We start from the raw sequence: 15,566 nt of genomic DNA, 5'->3' as shown, positions 1-15,566 counted from the left end.
TGATACCCCGGCTTATTCAATAATGACTAGCGGCTCGTCATATTCGACCGGATGGCCGTCGGTCGCGATAATCTGGGTGATCTTGCCAGATTTTGGTGCGCGGATCGGGTTGAAGGTTTTCATCGCTTCGATCAGCATCAGGGTCTGGCCTTCGGCAATGCTTGCGCCGACCGAGATGAACGGAGCCGCACCGGGTTCCGGTGCAAAATAGACAACGCCGACCATCGGCGATTTGACCGCACCCGGATGGGAGGCGGCATCAGACGGCGCCGCAACAGCCGGCGCGGACGCAACCGGAGCAGCCGGCGCCACAGCCGGAGCAGCAGCAACCATGGTGCCCTGACGGGCGACGCGAATACGGTTGTCACCTGCGGCAACTTCAATTTCGGTCAGATTGGTGTCGTCCAGCAGCTCGGCGAGCTGGCGAATGGCGTCATTGTCGATGTTGAACTTGCTCATTTCGATATCTTTATGATGGTGTGTGGATCAATCCGCGCATGGCATCCAGGGCGTTCTTGGTGCTCCGGGAGCCAAAGCCGTAGATCATGCCGTTTGCAGCTTTCGAGACGTTAAAATCGTGTCTGAATGCATTCCGCTTTTGAATATTGGACAGATGAATCCCGAATTTCGCCATGAACAATGCGGCGAAAGCTTCAAGGATCGCAACCGATGTGTGCGTATATGCCTTAGCATTGCCAAGAATGCCAGAGTCTTCTTGTCGGTTTTGCTTAAAACCAGTCAACTCGTTCACTTCCATTCTTGTATCACAGCATCCATCGCGCATCAGTCCGCAGGGTGTCTCGACCGTTCAGGAATGCCCGAACCGCGAAGCAATCCGCTTCTGAATGCCCAACATTTGGAGTTGCGTTTATAACACGACCAAAGTCTGACGCAACTTTGCATTGGCCTTTGCAACGCGGCCTTGATGCTTACGGGGTGTATGATTGGTCAGCAAGGCGAGCTTGCCGGGCCATCAACACCAAAAAGCCATGCAAGACGGCTTGCTTCGGGCGAGCGTGCTGCGCATACTGCGCGGCAATTGTGAATAATTTGATACCACATGGATGAAACGGAAAGATGCGTCTTACGATCAACGGTGAAGACCGCACCATCGAAAATGCTGGAAACGTTGCCGAACTTCTTGGCGAGCTTGGAATCGCCCAGACCAAGGTCGCGGTCGAACGCAATCTGGAAATCGTTCCCAAAACGGCCTATGGCGAAACCCGGCTGGCCGATGGCGACAAACTTGAAATCGTGCATTTTATCGGCGGTGGGTCACATGAAGCAGGCCTGGCTGCGGCAGATGACGACGGTTTCGTTGTTGCAGGCAAGAAATTCTCGTCCCGCTTGCTGGTGGGCACCGGCAAGTACAAGGATTTTGAGGAAACCAAAATCGCGATCGAGGCATCCGGTGCCGAAATTGTTACGGTTGCCGTGCGCCGCGTAAACCTGACCGACCCGAACCAACCGATGCTGGTCGATTATGTCGATCCGAAAAAATACACCTATCTGCCCAATACGGCCGGCTGCTTTACCGCCGATGATGCTGTACGCACCCTGCGCCTTGCACGCGAAGCAGGCGGCTGGAATCTGGTGAAACTCGAAGTGCTGGGCGATCAGGCCACACTGTATCCCAATATGCCCGAAACGCTTAAGGCGGCCGAAGCCCTGATCAAGGATGGCTTTGATGTCATGGTGTATTGCAGCGACGATCCTATTCAGGCCAAGATGCTCGAAGATATGGGCTGCTGCGCGATCATGCCGTTGGGCTCTCTGATCGGTTCTGGCATGGGCATTTTGAACCCGGTCAATATCGCGCTGATCAAGGAAAACGCCAATGTGCCGGTTCTGGTTGATGCGGGCGTTGGCAGTGCATCCGATGCCGCCGTTGCCATGGAACTGGGCTGTGACGGTGTCTTGATGAATACCGCAATCGCCGGGGCAAAGGACCCGATCCGGATGGCGCGCGCCATGAAACATGCCATCATTGCCGGGCGTGAGTCCTTCCTGGCTGGCCGCATGCCCAAAAAGAAATATGCCGATCCGTCCTCGCCACTGGCGGGGATTATCTAGGCGATATTCTTGCGATAAGCTGTAATGAGAAAGGCCGTTTCACTATCGAAACGGCCTTTTGCTTTTCATTGAGACGGCGAAACAACAAAACTGCACATGTGGGTGTTTTGCTTTTGGTCAGCTCGTCTTGATCAGGACGCGTCTTTCAGTCCGGCATCGACCAGCGCGTTCACACGCTCCATATCCGCACCCGAAACCAGCGTGCCATTGATCAGGAAGGCCGGGGTGCCGGAAATGCCAACGGCGCGCGCCATGCTTGAATACTGTGCCAGCATGCCGGTGATTTCGGGCGCCTTCATGTCTTCAAGCATCTGTTCAACGTCGATGCCAACACCTGCGGCCAGTTCATTGATACGTTCCTGATCAAGCAGGCCACGGTTGGTCATGAAGGCTTCGTGGGCTTCCATGTATTTGTCCTGCTTGTCGGCGGCGAGTGCGGCACGCGCGGCAAGGGTGCTTTCCTCGCTCAGGATCGGGAATTCGACAAAGATGGTGCGAACCTTGCCATCACTGTTTTCGGCAATTTCCTTCACGCCATCAAAGGCGCGCTTGCAGTAACCGCAGTGGTAATCAAAAAACTCGATCACGGTTACCGGCGCATCAACCGGCCCGACCGAAGGAACGGAACTGTCGGCAACCAGCGCATCCCAGACAGGGGTGATGGCCGCAGCCTGCTGGCGGGACTGCTCAGCGGCCTGCCAGGATTGGACATTCTGGATCGCGTGCAAAAGAACATCCGGGTTATCAAGCAGGTATTGTTCAATAACGCCTTCGATTTCGGTTTTCTGTTCAGCGCTCAGGCTATCCTGCGCGAAGGCAGCCGGCGCGCCAAACAGCATGCCGATACCAAGTGCTGTGCCAGCAAGAAAGCGTTTTGCGATATGGGAGTTCATTGGACGTCCTTTTGTCTCTGGCCAGTTGTAGTGCTGTGGTCCTGACCCTGATGAAATGTGATGGTTTTTGATACGTGATCTCGTTGCTAACGTGAAAGTAAAATATGCGTTAGATGTATCACACTATTCTGTGCGGCGTTGTGATCATCGCCCGAAACAATGCCGATCCATACAAGGCGCACCTCGTCGGCCTGGGCATCGGGCCAATATCGCCGATAAAGTGTCGCCAGATCAAAATATTCGCGGTGCCATTCACCGTACCGCACTTGATATTGGCCAACGGCGATGCGGACTTCCTGATCCATGGTTGGTTTGCCGGATCCAAGATCACTTTCCGTCCAGCTTCCCTGTGCCTGCCGTCGGAAACCAAGCACCAGTTCAACATCCCCGACTTGGGCGGCGCTGTTGAATTGCCAGTCAAAAGACAAAAACGGTGAGGCCAGCACGATTACATTTGTCCGCCGACCGATTTCAAATGCCCCCATCCCGGGGTGAGCGGCAAGCGCAATGCGTCCGTCCTTGTCCTCCCAGCCAAGCGGGGCCGGATTCACGTCAGACTTTTGATTGACCTGCCAATAGCGCGGCGGGTTGGATAATGAAAAAGGCGCATACAGAAGTTTCAGGTCACCACTGACATCCACACCAGCACCGGGCAGGCTGCAACTTGCCATGCCGAGCGATCCCAGCACGACCATTACAGACGCCAAAACCCTTCTGGACGTGAAGGCGCGCGGTGTCCGTGGCTTGGCACGCAGTGCGGGCGAAGACGTCAATTGGCGGCGTCCTTGCCCGGTACACCATCAGGATTGGTCGCCTGAAGAATGTCCTGCGCACGAACCCATGTGGCCGTGCCCTTTTCAAGCTTCCGGTCGGCCTGAACCGCATGATAGCTCGCCGCTTGCCGGTCACCGGTCAAAAGGCTGTATTCCGCCTGTGACAGGGATGCTTCGCCTTCATTACCCAGACGGTTTTCAACAATCGCACGGAACCGCCATGCCGATGCATTGCCGCGTTCGCGCGACAATACCCCGATCAGGTTTTCCTTGGCCGGGGCGAGATACGCCTCATCGCCGGTTTCGATCATCGCATGCGCCAGAAGAAGTCGGATCAGCGGCGCACCGTTTGAAAGTTCAGCCGATTTTTGCAGTGGTGGAATGGCATCGCGCGCACGCCCGAATTCCAGAAGAATCTGGCCTTTCAGTTCTTCGAAATATGGATTGGATGGTTCCTCGGCTATCAGGCCTTCGATAATCTCAAGCGCGGGCTCAAGCTGTGAGTCCCGGTAATAGGCGATCGAGCGGGCATAACGCGCGGCAATGCTCGTATCGCTTTCGGGATAGGTGCGCATGGTATTTTGAATATGGTTGGTAAAGGCAAACAGTTTGGCGCGCATTCGGGCATGGCGCTCATACAGATCGGTGCTGACCTTTGCATCCTTGAGCGACGAGTTGGACACATAATTTTCAAGGAAATCGACACGTTCGACGGTCAGCGGGTGGCTGCGCAGATACGGGTCCTGACTTGCGGTACTCAGCAATTCCTGACCTTCAAGCGTCTGCATGAATTCCAGCATCCCGCGCGATGAAATACCCGCCTCTGTTAAATACTTCACACCGGCCTGATCGGCACTGCTTTCCTGGGTCCGCGAATAGGCAAGAAAGTTACGGGTGGCCACGTTCTGACCGCCCAGAATGGCAGCAGTCCCAACGTCGGATCGGCCGGCAGCCACACCGGCAGCAACACCGGCAATTGTGGAAAGAATCGAGATTGCAGACGCATTGCGCAACTGGTCATGAACGCGTGAAAGATGCCCGCCCGATATGTGGCCGGTCTCGTGGGCAACAACGCCGATAACCTGTTCGGGAGTCTCTGCTTTTAACAACAGCCCAGTATTGATAAAAAGCTTTTGGCCCCCGGCAACAAATGCGTTCAAGCTGTTGTCGGAAACGATATAAATGGACACGCCATTCGGATCGAGGCCCGCTGCCCTGAAAATGGGCGTGGCATACATCCGAAGGGTTTCCTCAATCTCTGTATCGCGGATAAAAGAACGACCCTGCGCGAAAACCGTGCTAGGCAGGGCAACAAGGAAAATGGCAGTGAGAGTAATAATGCGTCTGAGCAAAATGTGCGTTCCATATTTTCGTTCGACTGATGTCGGTTCCGTGCCGACGCGCAAGCCATCATGGCGGATCGCGGTCGCAATCGCAATGACTGCCGGTCTTGCCGCATGTAGTGCTAATGAAACAGAAAATCTTGGTCAAATAGGGGCAGTGTCCGGTTATTTCGGTGGTGTGGTCGCTGATGAGCCACGTGCCGTCCGGAATGCGAGGGATGTTTTGTCGGCCGGTGGCACGGCTGCGGACGCTGCTGTGGCGCTTTATGCCACCATGACCGTGACCAAGCCATCTGTTGCCGGCATTGGCGGTGGTGGGGTTTGTGTTGTGCATGACCGCGCAACGAAAAAGGTCGAAGTTCTTGATTTCTGGCCACGTCCGGGCACACGCACCGGTTCCGATCAGACGCCAACCACCATCCCGACCGTTCCGCGCGGCCTTTATGCGCTGAGCGCACGTTATGGCCGTTTGCAGTGGGGCTCGCTGATCAGTGCTGCCGAACAATATGCCCGCCTTGGTGTGCCGGTGTCGCGGTCGCTGGTTAAGGATATCGAGGCAAACCGTGCCCGGATTGAAGCCAGCCCGGCATTGCGCGCGACATTTATGCCGGATGGCAAGATGCTTGAAGTCGGTGACCGTATCCGTGCGGTTAATCTGGCGGCGCTTCTGACGTCACTGCGCGTCAAAGGACCGGGCGAATTTTATAGCGGTGCGTTGGGGGCTGACATCGCCAATGCCGTGACTGCGGCGGGCGGGACACTCACCGCCGATGACATGCGCACCTATCGCCCGCAGTGGAAAACCGCGACCGAGATCAAGGTTGGTAATGAAACGCTTTATCTGGCCTATCCGCCGCGCTCCGATTCTGGCACTTCGGTCATTACCGACGGCAGCGAACTTGCCGATATCCTGAACCGTTATCTGGCGGATATCGCATCGGGTTCTGAGGCCGCACAGGCTGGTGCCGGACGCAGTGGCTTTGTCGTTGTTGACCGTGCGGCCAATGCGGTTGCCTGTGTCACCACCATGAACAAGCCGTTTGGTGCGGGGCTTGGCGCGGATGCATTTGGCCTTAATCTGGCTGCGGGGGATGCGAATATGATTTCCACTCCGCTGATGGGCCCGGCATTGATGGTGAACCCGTTTGTCTGGGAATACTATTACGGCATTGCCGGCACGGGCACACCGGCCGGTGCGACCAAACAGATCGCCACAATGGCCGAAGACCTGATTGGTACTGGTGCTGCATCGGGTATTTCGATGAATTCCGATGGGGCGTCTTCGGTCAATGTCATCAAGTGCCTTGAAGGTACGCCACCCCATCCGGAAAGCTGCCAGTTCCTTGCCGACCCGGCAGGCGGTGGCATGGCCGGAACCCGCTAATCAAGAAACCAACCAACAGGGCAGGGATCATCGATCATCCTGCCCTGTTGTTCCTAAACACATGTCAGGACCCCACAAATGGCATTGAAACAATCCCTTCGTGGTGCAATTTCACCCTTTATCGTGATGGACGTGATGCGTGCGGCCAATGCGCGCGAAAAGGAAGGCAAGGCTGTCTTTCATCTTGAAGTCGGCCAACCCGGAACCCCGGCACCGCGCAAGGTGCGCGAAGCCGCTGCCAAGGCGCTCGAGTCCGATCTGATTGGCTATACCAACGCCATGGGCATTGATCCGCTGCGCGAAGCCATTGCGGGTCATTACAAAACCAAGTTTGGTGTTTCGGTGGATCCGGCGCGGGTTTGTGTTGCCAGTGGCTCGTCATCGATCTTTGTACTGGCGTTTTTGGCCGCCTTTGATGCCGGTGATCGTGTTGCGATGGCGGCCCCCGGTTACCCGGCCTATCACAACATCCTAAGCGCGCTTGGTATAGATACGATCAACCTGCCCGCCGGACCGGAAACCCATTATCAGCCGACTGTGCAGATGCTGCGCGATCTGGATGAACCGGTTGATGGCCTGATCGTTGCCAGCCCGTCCAACCCTGCGGGCAGCATGATTGATGTTGAAACCTATCGCGAACTGGCAACCTATTGCCGTGAAAACGGCATTCGCCTGATCAGTGACGAGATTTATCAGGGCATTTCATTTGGCGATGTGGCCGAATGCACCGCGCTTGAGTTCGGAGATGAAGCCATCATCATCAACAGTTTCTCGAAATACTTTTCCATGACCGGCTGGCGTCTGGGCTGGGCGATTGTGCCGCCCGATCTGATGCGTGCGGTCGAATGTCTGCAACAGAACCTGTTCATCTCGGCCCCGGCGCTTTCGCAGTTGGCGGCAGTGGCCGCCTTTGATTGCGAGGATGAGCTACAAGCCAACATCGCGGCCTATGCGCGCAATCGTGAAATCCTGCTGGATGGTCTGCCAAAGGCCGGTTTCACCAAGTTCGCCCCGGCCGACGGCGCGTTTTACCTTTATGCCGATGTGCGCGATCTGACCAATGACAGCGAAGCGTTCTGTAAACAGATGCTCGAAGAAACTGGCGTTGCGACGACACCGGGGACGGATTTCGACCGCATGCGCGGCAAGGGCTATGTGCGTTTCTCGTTCGCGCATAGCGAAGACACCATGATCGGTGCGGTCAAGGCGCTTCAGAACTGGAAACGCTGATCTTTCAATAGATAACGACGAAAAAAGGGCTGCCTGATGGGCAGCCCTTTTTGTTTGTTCAAATGCCCGGTCTTAACGACCGAGGCTCCACCAGCCGCGTTTTTTCGGCTTCGGTTTTTCGTCTTTTGCCGGCGCAGGCGCCGGTTCAGCTTTCTCAGCCTTGGCAGGCTCGGCGGCTTTCGGCTCGGCCGGTTTTTCTACAGGCTTCTCGGCAGGTTTTTCTGCCGTTTTTTCGACCGGGGCTTCTGCCTTTGGCGTTTCTTTCTTCGGTGCCGGTGCGCTGACTTCTGCCGGGGCAGATGCCGGTGCGCTTGCGGCTTCCGGTTTTGCTTCCGCCTGGGTTTCAGGCTTTGCTTCCGGGGCCGGACCAGACTGGATCGGGATGTTTTTCACATCACCACGATCTTCATCACCGTCAGTGCGATCAGAACGGCTGTTGCGATCACGACGGTTGCGGCGATTGTCATTGCGATCACGACGCGGACGGGCCGGGGCCGGGGCAGTGGTGCTGCGGGTACGACCGGCACGAACGCCTTCCTGATCAAAGCTGTCGGCATCCTGACCTTCGCTGTCGGCGTCGATCACGGTGTTTTCATCCGTGCCGTCCGGTGCTTCATGATCACGATTGCGACGTGCAGCCGTCAGGGCCGGATCATCAGCCGGTGAACGGGTGCGGTTGCCATCAAAGTCCTGACGACGCGAACGACGGCGACCACCACGCTTGCCACGACGGCGGCGCTTGCGATTGCTTTCGTCATCATCGTCATCATTATTGTTGCCATCTGCATTATCAGATGCGCCATCGCTGTCGTCTGATGCTTCCTGCGGCTGATCATTGTTGCGATCATCGCGGTCATCATTGCGGCCACGGCGACGACGACGGCGACGACGGCGCTTGCCGCCCTGATCGTCGTCTTCGTTGCGCTCGATTTCGTCTTCTTCTTCTTCGAGATCAACCGGGTTTTCGATCGCGGTCAGCGACACACTGTCGGTATTGAGAACCGCAGAAACCTCTTCGACCTCGTCACCTTTTTTCGCGCGTGTACGCTCGATACGGTGATCAGGTGAAATCAGGCTGTCATCGCCAAAGATCATGACGCTGAAGCCATAACGGCTTTCGATCTCGCCAAGCGAGTCACGTTTGCGGTTGAGGATATAAAGCGCGACTTCACTGGCAACATGGACGGTCAGCGCGCCGGAACGGCGACGCATGCCTTCTTCCTCGATCACGCGCAGCAAGTGAAGGGCCGCACTTTCAATCGAACGGACAAGGCCGACGCCACGGCAATGGGTGCAAACTTCAAATGCGCTTTCGACCAGCGACGGGCGCAGGCGCTGACGCGACATTTCAAGCAGACCAAACGGGCTGATGCGGCCGATCTGAAGACGCGCACGGTCGTTGCGCATCGCTTCCTTAAGCTTGCGTTCGACAGATGCCTGATTGCGGTGATCTTCCATGTCGATAAAGTCGACAACGATCAGACCGGCAAGGTCACGCAGGCGCAGCTGACGTGCGAGTTCTTCGGCCGCTTCAAGGTTGGTCTTGTAAGCGGTTTCTTCGATGTTGCGTTCGCGGGTCGAACGGCCGGAGTTAACGTCAACCGCGACCAGTGCCTCGGTCGGGTTGATAACAAGATAACCACCGGATTTAAGCTGTACGACCGGGTTGAGCATCGCATCAAGCTGGCTTTCCACCTGGAAACGGTGGAACAGCGGCACGCCCTGATCTTTGTAGGGCTGCACGCGCTTGGCATGCGACGGCATCAGCATCTTCATGAAGTCTTTGGCAACCCGGTAACCATCGTCACCTTCGACCAGAACTTCATCAACATCACGTGCATAAAGGTCACGGATGGAACGCTTGATAAGGTCGGCTTCTTCGTAAATCAGGCACGGTGCCTGGCTCTGAAGGGTGGTTTCGCGGATACGATCCCACAGGCGCATCAGATAATCGAAGTCGCGTTTGATTTCGGCTTTGGTGCGTTCGGAACCAGCGGTACGAACGATCACAGCCATGCCGTCCGGAATCTCAAGCTCGGCCAGAATGGATTTCAGGCGCTTGCGATCCTTGGCATTGGTGATCTTGCGCGAAATGCCGCCACCACGCGGGGTGTTTGGCATCAGAACGCAATAACGACCGGCCAGCGACAGGAAGGTCGAAAGAGCCGCACCCTTGTTGCCGCGTTCTTCCTTGACGACCTGAACCAGAATGATCTGGCGGCGTTTGATCACTTCCTGAATTTTGTAGCGTTTCTGAAGTTGACGGCTGTGTGACTCAACGAATTCATCACCGTCGTCATCGCCACCCATATCCTCGATGTCTTCTTCAACATCGGCGGTCGCGTCAAGCGCTGTTACTTCGTTGGCCTCGTCATCGACATCAACTTCAAGCTCGGCGATTTCCGCAGACATGGCGGCATTGCCACCAGTCGGGGTATCGTCACCGTCCGAACCGTTGTCTTCATTGCCGTCAGAGGATGCTTCTGCGTCGGTGCCAGATGCTTCGACATCATCGCTTTTCTTGCGACGATTGCGCGGGCGACGGCGACGCGGCTTGGCTTCTTCTTCCTCGCCAGAACCTGCATTGTCGGTTGCAGCATCTGACGGGGCAGCGGCCTCGGCCGATGCGGTGGCGTCAGTGTTTTCTGCCTCGGGCGTGTCGGATGCTTCGTCCTTGCTCTGGGCGCGCGGTTTGCGGCGGGAGCGTGAACGCGACGGCTTCTTGTCTTTTTTCGGGCTGTCTTCGGTATCGCCGATATTGTCTTCGACGATTTCGGCGTCCTTGACCTGTGTGTTGCTCTGCTGGGCAAGAGCTTCACGGTCGGCAACCGGAATTTGATAATAGTCGGAATGGATTTCGCTGAACGCAAGGAAACCATGACGGTTTCCGCCATAGTCAACAAAGGCCGCCTGAAGCGACGGTTCTACCCGCGTGACTTTCGCGAGATAGATATTACCCTTGATTTGCTTTTTTGTCGAAGTTTCGACGTCGTATTCTTCTAGGCGATTTCCGTGAATAACAACGACGCGGCTTTCTTCCGCGTGCGTTGCATCGATAAGCATACGTTTGACCATTCGGAACCTGTTCCTGGAGGCCCCGCCAGTTCAATGCTATGGGCGCAATTGCGCTGATATGCAAACAAACCGGCGTGTCCGGAGGCGCCAACCATAAAGGTCGCGATATGTCCTGTATGTATCTGGGTCATCGCGTGTCGGCTGCTCTTCCGGTTGGACCTGGTTTTGGTGTTGAAACAAAAAGAATTAGATTGCGTGTCTTCGAGCGCGCCAAGACAGCCTTTTTAAGGAGGGCTCTATCGGGAGCGGGAATTGCCGCGTCACCGAGACACCGACCGTAAGAACTGCACTCGTCGCGTCCTCAGCCTGGTGGCATTTTGGTTGCTTACCACAAAGCATAGGAATCTCGGGTGCAACATATCCCTTTTATGCGTATGCTACAAACAGTTTTGTTGCGTGATGTGACGACTTTCTGACAGTAACGTGTAAAAACACACAGAAATCCGCGCGATTTTCCTTTGGATGATTTGGTTCGGGCAAATATATGAAAACACACTGTTTTTACAGTTTTGCCCCATGCCATGCCCATCGCGGAAAGTTGAAAGGTCTGTCATGCAAGTTCTGTCGTTGGTCAATTGCCCGTTAACCAACGCATTGCTATAAGCGCTTAACAGATGCTCTTGCAGGGTAACAGGCGCTGAAACGACAGATGTATTCACAGCACGCGACTTCATTTTCCACGCCGAAAAACGCACCATCGCGATCGTTGCTGGTTAAAATTGCCAGAACGATGATGGTGGTGGTTGCGCTGTTGTGTGCCTCCCAGATCATCGTATCAGGGGCGTCTGCCCAAACGGCCAAGGTGCTTGGCGCGCGGCTCGGAGTTTATCCCGATTACACGCGCTTTGTGATCGATCTCGATCAGGAAGTCGACTTTACCTATTTCCTGCTGCCCGATCCGTACCGCATCATCATTGATATGCCGGAAATTGACTGGAACGCCCCGCCGGGCAAGGTGACCTCCGGTGGTGGGCTTATTTCCGGTCTGCGGTATGGCCTGTTTAAACCGGGCACGTTCCGTGTGGTTCTTGATGTTGCCCAACCATCGCTGGTTTCAAAGATTTTCTCGTTGCCGCCCGGCGGCGGGAAGCCCAACCGTCTGGTGGTTGATCTTAAACCGACACAGCGCGATGCGTTTCTGACCGCATCGCGCCAGAGCATGGAAGCCTATTCTGCGCGCAGTCGTAACGATACCAGTGCGACCGAACAAAGTGTCGATGTCGCGGTGCAATCGGGCCGCGGTGGCGAAGAAAAGCCGTTGATCGCGATTGATGCCGGGCATGGCGGGGTCGACCCGGGCGCGATCGGGGTTGGCAATGTCTATGAAAAGGACCTGACCCTTGCCGCTGCACGTCAGTTGGCCGAAACCCTGACCGCATCGGGCCGGTATCGCGTGCTATTAACGCGTGACAAGGATGTGTTCCTGAAACTGCGGCAACGTGTGGACATCGCGCGCAAGGCTGGGGCTGATTTGTTCATATCCCTGCATGCGGATTCAATTGGTAATCCCAAGCATCGCGGCGCATCGGTCTATACCCTGTCTGAAAACGCATCGGACAAAGAGGCCGCGGCACTGGCGTCCAAGGAAAACAAGGCCGACGTGATTGCCGGTATAGATCTTTCCGATGAAAACACGCTGGTGCAAAGCATTCTGATCGATCTTGCGCAACGTGAAACCATGAACCTGTCGGCGACCCTTGCGGCCAACATGGTCAGTCAGCTTGCCCAAAGCATAGAACTGCAACGTCGTACGCATCGCTTTGCCGGTTTTGCGGTTCTGAAGGCACCGGATATCCCTTCGGCCCTGTTTGAAATGGGATATCTTTCGAATGCGACCGACGCCAAGTTGTTGCAAAGTCCGGCTCATCGCAAAAAGATTGCCGATGCGGTCTTGCGGGCAATTGATATCTATTTCGAGAAACACAAATTCTAATACTCGGGCGTGATGCCGATGATTTCGCTGGGGCCTAAACGGTCAGCGAAATCATTGTGTGGTGTTTGCGCGAACAAATGCTGTCTGGCGTGGCGGCTGTCACAACCTTGTCATTATTTTGCCGCTATAATGCGGATACATCCGTTTTTTCGGCACAGACAGGCGAAATGTCTGCCGGGACATTGCATTTCCGGTAAGAGTGCATGAATATGCGCCCCTACCGGATCAGGCCAACAAAATGAAAAAGACCTGCTTACATGCGAATTTTACTTAGTATTTTCGGCTTTCTGTTCTTGATGGCGGTTGCGGGCGGCGCCGGTATGCTGGCGATCTTCTGGCACTTTGGCCAAGGACTGCCCGATTACACCCAGCTTGAAAATTACGAGCCCGAGGTCATGACACGTGTTCATGCATCCGACGGTGCGCTGATTGCCGAATATGCGCGTGAAAAGCGTGTTTTTGTGCCGATATCGGCCATCCCGCCCAAGGTGGTTGATGCCTTTGTCGCGGCCGAGGACAAAAACTTCTTCTCCCACCCGGGGATCGATTTTGCCTCTGTCTTGCGTGCGGCTGTGACCAACGTTGTCAATATGGGCACGGGAAAACGTCCGGTCGGTGCATCTACCATTACCCAGCAGGTCGCCAAGAACTTCCTTTTGACCAACGAAGTTTCCTATGAGCGCAAGATCAAGGAAGCCATTCTGTCCTTCCGGATCGAGCGCGCCTTCTCCAAGGAACACATCCTCGAACTTTATCTGAACGAGATTTACCTTGGCAGTGGCAGCTATGGCGTCGCCGCCGCAGCCTTGCGTTACTTCGACAAGTCACTTGATGAACTTAATATCGAAGAAGCTGCCTATCTTGCAGCCCTGCCAAAGGCGCCTTCGAACTATCACCCGGTCCGTAACCACGACGAAGCCAAGGCGCGTCGTAACTGGGTAATCGGCCGGATGCTGGAAGAAAATTACATCACCGAGGCCGAAGCACAGGCGGCATGGTCGGCCCCGCTTCAGGGCAAAAGCCGTGAATCGGTTGATACCTATCAGGCTGATTTCTTTGCCGAGGAAGTCCGTCGCCAGCTTGTTGATCGTTACGGCGAGGGCATGCTGTATGACGGTGGCCTTTCGGTACGTTCGACCGTGGTCCCGCGTTTGCAGGATATCGCCGACAAGGCGCTGTTTGACGGCTTGGTCGAATATGATCGCCGTCACGGCTGGCGCGGCCCGATCACCAACATTGATCTGTCGGGCAACTGGCAGCAGGCCTTGCGCGAAGTTGAAACGCCCGCCGATATCCCGTGGGATCGTGCGGTTGTTCTTGATACCGACGCCAACGAGGCAAAACTGGGCCTGATGAATGGCGAGCAGGGCCGCATTCCGCTGCGCTTCCTGACATGGGCGCGCCCGTGGCAAAAGGGCCAGACATTGGGTGCGGTCGTTAACCGCCCGTCAGATGTCCTGAAACCCGGCGACGTCATTTACGTCAAACATTTCGCCGAACTTGATGGCGAAAAACTGCCGCCCAATACCTATGGCCTGCGTCAGATCCCGAACGTCAATGGTGGTTTGGTGGCGATGGATCCGCATACCGGCCGCGTACTGGCGATGTCGGGTGGTTTTTCGCATGATCTGTCGAAATTCAACCGCGCGACACAGGCCCGCCGTCAGCCGGGTTCGGCCTTCAAGCCGTTTATTTATCTGGCTGCCCTGGACCAGGGCTTTACCCCGTCCACACTGGTGCTTGATGCGCCGTTTGTGATTGATCAGGGGCCGGGGCTTGGAAAATGGAAACCGGGCAACTATAGCGGCCAGTTCTATGGTCCTTCGACCATGCGCCTTGGTATCGAAAAATCGCGAAACCTGATGACGGTGCGTCTGGCACAGACCATCGGCATGCCGACGGTTGTCGATTATGCCGAACGGTTTGGCATTGTTGATGAAATGCCAGATGTCCTGTCGATGTCGCTTGGCGCGGCTGAAACGACGGTGATGCGTTTGACCGCGGCCTATGCAGAACTGGTCAATGGTGGCAAGAAAATCACCCCGACCCTGATCGACCGTATTCAGGATCGTCGCGGCAATGTGATTTATCGTCGTGACGAACGCGAATGCACCCTGTGTCAGGACGTGGAATTCCGCAATCAGATGCCGCCTGATTTGCCTGATACCCGTGAACAACTGACCGATCCGGCCAGTGCGTTCCAGATGGTTCACATTATGGAAGGCGTCATTTCACGCGGTACCGGCCGGACAATCGCCGAGCTTGGTTATCCGCTGGCCGGTAAAACCGGCACGACCAATGATTCGCGTGATGCATGGTTTGTCGGCTTCTCGCCGGATTTGGCCGTGGGCGTTTATGTCGGCTTTGATGACAACCGATCCCTTGGTGACAAGGAGCAGGGCGCAAGTGCCGCAGCCCCGATCTGGAAGGAGTTCATGCGCGGTGCGCTTGAAGGCACCAAAGCCATTCCGTTCCGTACACCGCCGGGCATTCGCATGGTCCGTGTTGAATCGCGTACCGGCCTTCCGGCTGGCCCGGGTGCTCAGGATGTGATCTGGGAGGCCTTTAAACCCGGCACCATCCCGGCATCAAACGACAACGTGATTGATGGCGGTTATAGCGGATCCGGAAATTCGGATAACAGTGCAGGCGCTGTGTCCGGGCCGGGTGGCATTTACTAGGCCGTATTTCGCGGACCTTTGAGTTCGTCCGAAAAAGACATTAACCCGGCACAAATTCTGTGTCGGGTTTTTGCATGGTTGCAGGGGTTTCAAGCCGGACAAAAACTGTTATAAGCCACGCCGACATTGCTACATCTTTGATGTGGCAAAACAGATTTTCAGACGAATAACGGAGACATCA

11 protein-coding genes are annotated in these 15,566 nt (G+C 55.7%); 5 read left to right on the top strand and 6 right to left on the bottom strand.

Annotation, left to right across the window (positions count from 1 at the left end; translation table 11 throughout):
* Positions 1-12 precede the first annotated feature (12 nt).
* Together WBY09_RS13180 and WBY09_RS13175 are read right to left on the bottom strand one after the other, a co-directional pair.
* A complete protein-coding gene (locus tag WBY09_RS13180) occupies positions 13-459 on the bottom strand; it encodes an acetyl-CoA carboxylase biotin carboxyl carrier protein (RefSeq protein ID WP_197147227.1) in 447 nt (148 codons plus the stop codon).
* A gap of 10 nt (positions 460-469) precedes the next feature.
* Positions 470-757: a type II 3-dehydroquinate dehydratase gene (locus tag WBY09_RS13175; RefSeq protein ID WP_197147228.1), complete on the bottom strand. Its 288-nt coding sequence runs from the start codon at positions 755-757 to the stop codon at positions 470-472.
* Positions 758-1,077: 320 nt separating this feature from the next.
* Here WBY09_RS13175 and thiS point away from each other — a divergent pair, with 320 nt between their 5' ends.
* Positions 1,078-2,073 (top strand): sulfur carrier protein ThiS, encoded by a 996-nt coding sequence (gene thiS / locus WBY09_RS13170; RefSeq protein WP_064781543.1) that lies wholly within the window; start codon positions 1,078-1,080, stop codon positions 2,071-2,073.
* A 131-nt stretch (positions 2,074-2,204) separates the two neighbouring features.
* Here the strand turns inward: thiS and WBY09_RS13165 are convergent, their stop codons facing one another.
* The 3 genes from WBY09_RS13165 to WBY09_RS13155 form a co-directional block, all read right to left on the bottom strand.
* Positions 2,205-2,966, bottom strand: a complete 762-nt coding sequence (locus WBY09_RS13165) for a DsbA family protein (RefSeq protein WP_197147229.1) — start codon at positions 2,964-2,966, stop codon at positions 2,205-2,207.
* 86 nt (positions 2,967-3,052) lie between these two features.
* Positions 3,053-3,739: a hypothetical protein gene (locus WBY09_RS13160; RefSeq protein ID WP_252724096.1), complete on the bottom strand. Its 687-nt coding sequence runs from the start codon at positions 3,737-3,739 to the stop codon at positions 3,053-3,055.
* The gene (locus WBY09_RS13155) at positions 3,736-5,091 is read right to left on the bottom strand and encodes a M48 family metalloprotease (protein WP_336232954.1); all 1,356 of its coding nucleotides are present in this window, start codon (positions 5,089-5,091) and stop codon (positions 3,736-3,738) included. Before WBY09_RS13155 ends, WBY09_RS13160 begins: the two co-directional genes overlap by 4 nt.
* On the opposite strand from WBY09_RS13155, the gene WBY09_RS13150 reads away from it, so the two are divergent.
* Both WBY09_RS13150 and WBY09_RS13145 read left to right on the top strand, forming a co-directional pair.
* Positions 5,078-6,466, top strand: coding sequence for a gamma-glutamyltransferase (locus WBY09_RS13150; protein WP_336232953.1), 1,389 nt, complete (start codon positions 5,078-5,080; stop codon positions 6,464-6,466). The two genes, WBY09_RS13155 and WBY09_RS13150, sit on opposite strands and share 14 nt — an antisense overlap.
* A gap of 78 nt (positions 6,467-6,544) precedes the next feature.
* Entirely contained in the window at positions 6,545-7,696 is a 1,152-nt protein-coding gene (locus WBY09_RS13145; protein ID WP_336232952.1) for a pyridoxal phosphate-dependent aminotransferase, read from the top strand.
* 72 nt (positions 7,697-7,768) lie between these two features.
* Here the strand turns inward: WBY09_RS13145 and WBY09_RS13140 are convergent, their stop codons facing one another.
* On the bottom strand, positions 7,769-10,771 hold the full coding sequence (locus WBY09_RS13140; protein ID WP_336232951.1) for an Rne/Rng family ribonuclease: 3,003 nt from the start codon (positions 10,769-10,771) through the stop codon (positions 7,769-7,771).
* 649 nt (positions 10,772-11,420) lie between these two features.
* Here WBY09_RS13140 and WBY09_RS13135 point away from each other — a divergent pair.
* Both WBY09_RS13135 and WBY09_RS13130 read left to right on the top strand, forming a co-directional pair.
* Positions 11,421-12,704 carry an N-acetylmuramoyl-L-alanine amidase gene (locus WBY09_RS13135; protein ID WP_336232950.1) on the top strand — a complete coding sequence of 428 codons (1,284 nt, stop codon included), beginning with the start codon at positions 11,421-11,423 and terminating at the stop codon, positions 12,702-12,704.
* Positions 12,705-12,961: 257 nt separating this feature from the next.
* A complete protein-coding gene (locus WBY09_RS13130; protein ID WP_197147231.1) occupies positions 12,962-15,385 on the top strand; it encodes a penicillin-binding protein 1A in 2,424 nt (807 codons plus the stop codon).
* Positions 15,386-15,566: the final 181 nt, after the last annotated feature.

The organism is Thalassospira sp. CH_XMU1458 (genome assembly GCF_037027205.1).
Taxonomy (GTDB): domain Bacteria; phylum Pseudomonadota; class Alphaproteobacteria; order Rhodospirillales; family Thalassospiraceae; genus Thalassospira; species Thalassospira tepidiphila.
Note: the sequence above shows the minus strand (reverse complement) of the source record. Positions and strands in the feature narration are given on the sequence as shown.